Origin of the sequence: Amycolatopsis thailandensis (assembly GCF_042723255.1) — a bacterium.
Lineage (GTDB): Bacteria > Actinomycetota > Actinomycetes > Mycobacteriales > Pseudonocardiaceae > Amycolatopsis > Amycolatopsis thailandensis.
Genome location: NZ_JBHXJK010000118.1, coordinates 21217 through 27438, shown reverse-complemented (window position 1 = coordinate 27438; position 6222 = coordinate 21217). Strand labels below are relative to the sequence as shown.

The following is a 6222-nucleotide window of genomic DNA, read 5'->3' as shown; positions in this document are numbered from 1 at the left end:
AAAGTCCGTGAAGGCCTCCTTGAGGGACCCAGAGTCCCTCAAGGAGGCCTTCACGGACATCACCTCCAGCAAGACAACTTTGCCTTACCCCTCAACAACCCGAAACGCCGCTCACGACCCGCTTACGCGACTTTGCCGGGACCCTGACCCTGAGAGTGGGGAAGGAGGCCTCCCCGCGCGGGAGGCCTCCACGGAAACGTCAGAGCACGAAGACGAGGTTGCTCGCCGCCGCGTGGAACATCTCGGGCGCGCCCGCGTAGAAGGCCCGCCAGACGCCGGGCTTGCGGTACTCGGCCGACGCCGAGAAAGCCCAGGTGGTGCCGTTCCAGGTGGCGTCGACCGTCGCCGCCGTGGTCCAGCGGTGGCCGCTGAGCGAGTAGTACTGGAGTTCGACCGGGATCGGGTTCGCGGTGTACCGGCCGGGGAAGTCGATCGTGCCCGAGCCGGTCACGGCCTTGGCCGCGTTCCGGCCCGCCGCGAACGACGTGATCTTCGCCGGGTGGAGCACCACGATCTTCGGGGTGTCGGCACGCGAGTTCGCGATCGCCGGGTCGGTGGAGAAGAAGTCTGCGTGGTAGTTGCCGGTGCGGATCGGGGACAGTGTCGCGGTGTAGACGCCGGCGGCGTCGGTGACCGGCTTGGCCTGAGCCTCACCGCAGAAGCCGTTGAAACAGAACGAGATGCCCACCTCGGCACCCGCGATCGGGGTGGCGTCGGACTTCGTGAGCTTCCCGGAGATCGTGACGGTCTTGCCGGCGTCGATCTTGGTGCCGCTGGTGGACGTGGTGAGGGTGGACGGCTGGACCTCGGCGGCGGTCGCGGGCACCGCGCCCGCGGTGAGCAGCGCGGCGGCGGCGATGGTGCCGATCACGAGCTTCCTGATGATCATGTGCTCCCCAAACGCGTTCCGGAGTTGACGACCGCTAGGTCGGCCGGAAGTCGTTGCCCGTTGCGGGGAAATCCCGGTGTTCAGCAACCGGCCGTCGGTGCTTCACGCGTCGGGGAGCAGCGTGCGCGCCAAGGCGACCGTCGACGCGCCCGCGATTTCGAGGGCTTCGGTGTCACGCAACGACCGGCTCAGCACGAAGGCCCCTTCGAGACTGTTCACGAGGGCGATCGTGAGCTGCCGCGCGGCGGCGGGTGAGAGACCGTACTTGCCCAGCTTCGCCGCGCCGGTCTCGATCCACGCCGTGAACACGTCGGCCGTCGCGATCCGCAGCTTCTCGTTGGTGCTGGCGACCTCGAGCGCGACCGTCGCGATGGGGCAGGCGTCGGCGTAGTCGGTCGCTTCGAGCGTGTCGGCCGCGCCGGCGAAAGCCGCTTCGATCCCGTGGATCAGATCCGGCTCGTCGGCGAAGAAGATCTCGAACAACGCGAGGTACATCATCCCGGAGGTGCGGATGACCTCCTCGCCGAGCTGTTCCTTGCCGCCGGGGAAGAAGTGGTACAGCGAGCCGAAGGGCGCGTTCGCGGCCTCGACGATCTGCTTCACCCCGGTGCCGGTGTAGCCGTTCCTTCTGAGCAGTTCGGCCCCGGCGTTCACGATGCGTTCCCGCGTTCCAGTCACCACCCCATGATAGAGCGTTCTATCAAACCCCCTGAAACGTGAAAGATGCTCACTTCTATTGTGGACGGAGGTGAAAACTTGTCAGGATCGGCCGGTAGTCCAACGACGGATCACGAGGTCGCCATGCGCCGTACCACCCGACTTGTCCTCGCCACGCTGCTGGCGGTCGTCTCTCTAGCGAGTTTGGGGATACCGGCGAGTGCCGCCGAGACCCCGTCGTTCCGCAAGTACGTCGCGCTCGGCGACTCCTACACCGCGGGTCCGCTGATCCCGTGGCAGCAGGCGAGCTGGTGCTTCCGGTCGAACAACAACTACCCGGCCTGGCTGGCCACGAAGCTCGGGCTCTACTACAAGTCCGGCGCCTTCACCGACGTCAGCTGCTCTTCGGCGGACACCACGAACATGCTCAACCCGCAGACGGTTCCCTCGCCGAGCCTCGCGCTCGGGTCCGCGCCCGCGCAGTTCGACGCGCTGACCCTGGACACCGACCTGGTGACCATCGGCATCGGCGGCAACGACTACGGCGTCTTCGGCAGCCTGATCGGAACCTGCCCCGGGCTGCGCGACGACGACCCGACCGGTTCGCCGTGCAAGGACCACTTCACGATCAACGGCACGGACACCCTGCTCGCGGCGCTCAAGAACACCGAGCGGAACCTCGAACGCGTGGTCAAGGGTGTCCGGGAGCGTTCGCCCGCGGCCACCATCGTGCTGGTCGGGTATCCGCGGATCACGCCGTCGAAGGGCTACTGCCCCAGCGTCCTCCCGTTCGCCGACGGCGACTACGCCTGGGCCGACGAGGTCGAACGCGCGCTCAACAAGGCCGTCTCCACCGCGGCCCGTAAGCAGGGTGCCCGCTATGTCGACACCTATGGACCGAGCAGCGGGCATGACGCCTGTGCGGGCGACGCGGCCTGGGTGAGCGGCAAGGACACCGACCTGTTCCGCGCGGTGGCCTACCACCCCTACGCGGCCGGGATGAAGGCCGAAGCCGATCTGATCTTCAAGGCGCTCGGAGGCACCGCCGCCGCGTCCACGAAGGCGCCCGACGCGCGGAACGCGAGCACTCCGGCCGAACTGGAGCGCAAGGCCACCGCGGCCGGACTTGTGCCCCGGTCCTAGCCACCCCTTGTTCCTTGGTTCACCTCCCGGCGCTACCTGCGGTCGATGTTCGCCGGGTGTGCCCGGCCCTAGCGTCGAGAGCCGTTGGGAAACAAGGAAAGAAGGGGGCAGCAGATGAAGCGGCTACTGGCCGCCGGGGTGATCCCGGCGGTCGTGGGCGGACTGCTCGCCGGAGCCGTGCCGGCTTCGGCGAGCACGCTGAACACGACGGGCATCCCCGGCTACTACACCGGTCAGACCCTGGACTGGCATCCCTGCGCGGCGGACGAACTGGTCACGCTGCCGCCGGGCACCGATATCAGCGGGCTCGAATGCGCGGCCTATCGCACGCCGCGCGACTGGGACCGCGCGAACGAGCGGCAGGACCTGACCATCGCGGTCAGCAGGCTGAAGTCCACCGGGGCGTCGACGGCGTCGGTGCTCACCAATCCGGGTGGGCCCGGCGGACCCGGGCGCTGGTTCCCGGTGACCTTCCGCGGGCAGGAGAAGCTGCGCGAACACCAGGACGTCATCGGCATCGACGTCCGCGGGACCGGCAAGAGCACCAACGTCACCTGCCGGAACACCGCCGGCCTGGTCAATGAGCTGGATCCGCGTGACCGGGACCCGCGCAACCTGAACCAGATCCTGGCGAACGCGGAGCACGTGGCCCGATCCTGCCAGCACGCCAACGGCGAACTCGGGCCGCTGATCACCACCTACCAGACGATCAAGGACTACGACCTGCTCCGGGTCCTGCTGGGCCGGGAGAAGATCAACTGGGTCGGCTACTCGGGCGGCACCTGGCTGGGAGCGCACTACGCGCAGCAGTTCCCCCAGCGGACGGGACGGTTCGTGCTGGACTCGTCGACGGAGTTCACCACGACCTGGCAGAAGTCGTTCGACCGGCAGCCCGTCGGCTTCGAACGGCGCTGGCGGCAGGATTTCCTGCCGTGGATGGCGCGCTACGACGCCAAGTACCACTTCGGCACCGGCGGCGAAGAGGTCCGGCAAGCCTACGAGCGGCTCCGGTACGCCTTGTCGCGCAACCCGATCAACGGGAACGGGCCGATGCAGCTCGAATACGCGATGATCTACCTGCTCTACAAGAAGGAGTCTTTCCCGGCGCTGGCCGACCTGCTGGTCAAGGTCCGGGCGGGGCTGGAGAACGGGGCGCCGGACCAGGCCAAGGCCGAAGCCCGGGCCGCCATCAAGGGCGCGGGTGACTTCCCCGACGCGCAGGACGGCACGTTCTGGAGCACCGTTTGCGGCGAGGGCCGGTTCACCGGCACCCGCGAGTCGCTGATCCGCGACTCGCAGCGGAACCTCGACCGCGGCCTGCTCCTGGCGGGCGGTGGCACGCTGAACGCGTCGGTCTGCCTGTTCTGGGACAAGCAGCCGCGTCCGTTGCCGAAGCTGGATGGCAAGGGAGTGCCGCCGGTGCTGATCGTCCAGTCCGAGCACGATCCGGCCACCCCGATCGAAGGCGCCAAGAAGGCACACGCCGGGTTCGCGAACTCGCGGATGCTGACGGTGACCGGTGAGGGTGACCACGGGATCTACGCGGGCGGCAACGCGGCCGTGGACAAGATCGTGGACGAGTACCTGGTCGGCGGAGCGATCCCCGCCGACCAGAGCGTCCCCGGAATGCCGCTGCCGACGCCTTAGAAGGAGGCGAGGTACGGCAACCGTCCCTGGCGGAGGCCCGCGCACCTTCCCCGGTACGTGATGGCCCCTTTCCTTGCGCCTAGCGCAGTGAAGGGGGCCATCACGTACTTCAAGTCGGCAAGTAACCCGCCTGCCACTCGCGACCACCCCGACCGGAGCCCTAGAAGGCGGCGAGGGTGTGCCAGGCCAGGCCCGGGTCCTCCGCGTCATCGCGGAGGACCACACCCTCGATCAGGCCGTACGGGCGGTCGGCGGCGAAGAAGACCTCGTTGTCGTTCTTCAGCCCGAACGGCGAAAGATCCACCAGGAAGTGGTGCTTGTTCGGCAGTGAGAGCCGGACTTCGGCGACCTCTCCGCGTTCCTTGAGCACAGCCTCTCCCATGGCGTACAGCGTCTGCTGCAGGGAGAGGCTGTGCTTGTCCGCGAAGGTCTCCAGCAGGATCCGCCGGACCTCCGCGTGGCTCGTCGCCCAGTCGATCCCGTCGCCCTGGTAGCGCCAGCGCGCTGTCACGGCGGTCGCGAGGATCCGGTCGTCCGTCTCGGCCAGCGTCGTGTACTCGTCGCGAGGGAAGCCGTGGAACTCCGAACCGGTCGACTTCAGCACGACGAGATCGTCCAGACCGGACACCACCCAGGCCTGACCGTCCTGAACGGTCACCGCGGTCGTCCGCTTTTCGCTGCCCGCCTGGGAGAACGCGTGGTCGTGACCGGAGATGCGATTCCAGCCGTGTTCGTCGATCAGGATCCGGGCACCGGAGATGTGTTCGAACGAGTCGACGAAATGCCGTCCGAGGCGCAGCGCGAAGTCCTCGATCTCGCCGACCGGGGATTCCTTGGCGAAGGCGTAGACGGTGTTCTTCTGGGTGTCGGTCGCGACGACGTCGGCGTTGTCGCCGGTGAGGTGCGTGGCCGCGAGGTCGCCGCGCAGCGACGTCGAAACGGTGAGGTCCTTGAGGTGGTGCACGCTGCCTTCGCGCCGCACGGTGACGAGCCGGACTTCGGCCTTGCCGTACTGGTTGGGGCCCAGGGTGATGGCCACGGGCGATCAGCTCCCTCGATAGGTGGAATAGGCGAACGGGCTCAGCAGCAACGGCACGTGGTGGTGCTCGGTCGGATCGGCGATGCGAAAGGTCAAAGTGACCTCGGGGAAGAAGGAGTCCGGGCCGAGGTGGGCGCCGGTGTCGAAGACCAGCCGGTATACCCCGGGTTCCAGGGTGTCGGGGCCGAGATCGCGGATCCTGCCGTCGGCGTCGGTCCGCCCGTCGGCGACGGGTTCGCCCGCGCCGGTTTCGAGCCGGACTCCGACGTCCGCCGCCGGCCGCCCCGCGGCGGTGTCGAGGATGTGCGTGGTCACGAGGCTCATGCCGTCACCGCCTTCTCCAGCCGCAGCGCGGCGATCCTGGCCAGCTCTTGGCCGGCCACTTCGAGTTCCTTCTCCGGATCGTTCGAAAGCCTCGAACGCAGGTTCTCCAGCAGTTCGGCACCGCTCCGGCCGCTCGCGCAGACCAGGAAGACATGGCCGAACGTCGCTTCGTACTCGGCGTTGGCCGCGGCGAACTCGCGCGCCGCGTCACCGTCCACACCGGACTGTTCCGAGCGCGACCAGCCCGCTTCGGTGCTTTCGCCGCCCGCTTTCTCCCCGATCCGGGGATGGGCGGCCATGGCGCGCCGGACCTCTTCGGGGCGCAACGGGGTGAGCGCCTCGGACGCGGCGAGCAGGGCGGCGAGGTCGCCGTACGGGCGCCTGGCCAGCAGGGTTTCCACCCAGCGCGGGACCTCGAGGCAGGCTGTCAGCGCCGGCCGGACGTCCTGGGCGGGAGCCTGGTCGAACTCTCGAATGGTGAGCGGCACGGGAACTGACGGTACGGCGACGCTTCCACCGTCGT

The 6222-nt window shown here is 68.3% G+C and carries 7 protein-coding genes; 2 read left to right on the top strand and 5 right to left on the bottom strand.

Translation table 11 applies throughout. The annotated features are described in order from the left end of the window. Positions 1-199 precede the first annotated feature (199 nt). Positions 200-889 (bottom strand): hypothetical protein, encoded by a 690-nt coding sequence (locus ACFWMR_RS33360; RefSeq protein ID WP_378381242.1) that lies wholly within the window; start codon positions 887-889, stop codon positions 200-202. Positions 890-991: 102 nt separating this feature from the next. Next, the gene (locus ACFWMR_RS33355; RefSeq protein ID WP_449224342.1) at positions 992-1567 is read right to left on the bottom strand and encodes a TetR/AcrR family transcriptional regulator; all 576 of its coding nucleotides are present in this window, start codon (positions 1565-1567) and stop codon (positions 992-994) included. Between the two features lie 123 nt (positions 1568-1690). Between ACFWMR_RS33355 and ACFWMR_RS33350 the strand changes: the two genes are divergently transcribed. After that, a complete protein-coding gene (locus ACFWMR_RS33350; protein ID WP_378381241.1) occupies positions 1691-2689 on the top strand; it encodes an SGNH/GDSL hydrolase family protein in 999 nt (332 codons plus the stop codon). Between the two features lie 114 nt (positions 2690-2803). Beyond that, a complete protein-coding gene (locus ACFWMR_RS33345) occupies positions 2804-4336 on the top strand; it encodes an alpha/beta hydrolase (protein ID WP_378381239.1) in 1533 nt (510 codons plus the stop codon). A 160-nt stretch (positions 4337-4496) separates the two neighbouring features. On the opposite strand, the gene pucL is transcribed toward ACFWMR_RS33345, so the two are convergent. The 3 genes from pucL to uraD are packed head-to-tail and all read right to left on the bottom strand — an operon-like array spanning position 4497 to position 6187. Continuing rightward, the gene (pucL, locus tag ACFWMR_RS33340) at positions 4497-5375 is read right to left on the bottom strand and encodes a factor-independent urate hydroxylase (RefSeq protein WP_378381237.1); all 879 of its coding nucleotides are present in this window, start codon (positions 5373-5375) and stop codon (positions 4497-4499) included. A 6-nt stretch (positions 5376-5381) separates the two neighbouring features. After that, positions 5382-5699: a hydroxyisourate hydrolase gene (gene uraH, locus ACFWMR_RS33335; protein WP_378381236.1), complete on the bottom strand. Its 318-nt coding sequence runs from the start codon at positions 5697-5699 to the stop codon at positions 5382-5384. Beyond that, a complete protein-coding gene (gene uraD, locus ACFWMR_RS33330) occupies positions 5696-6187 on the bottom strand; it encodes a 2-oxo-4-hydroxy-4-carboxy-5-ureidoimidazoline decarboxylase (RefSeq protein WP_378381235.1) in 492 nt (163 codons plus the stop codon). Before uraD ends, uraH begins: the two co-directional genes overlap by 4 nt. Between the last annotated feature and the right edge of the window lie 35 nt (positions 6188-6222).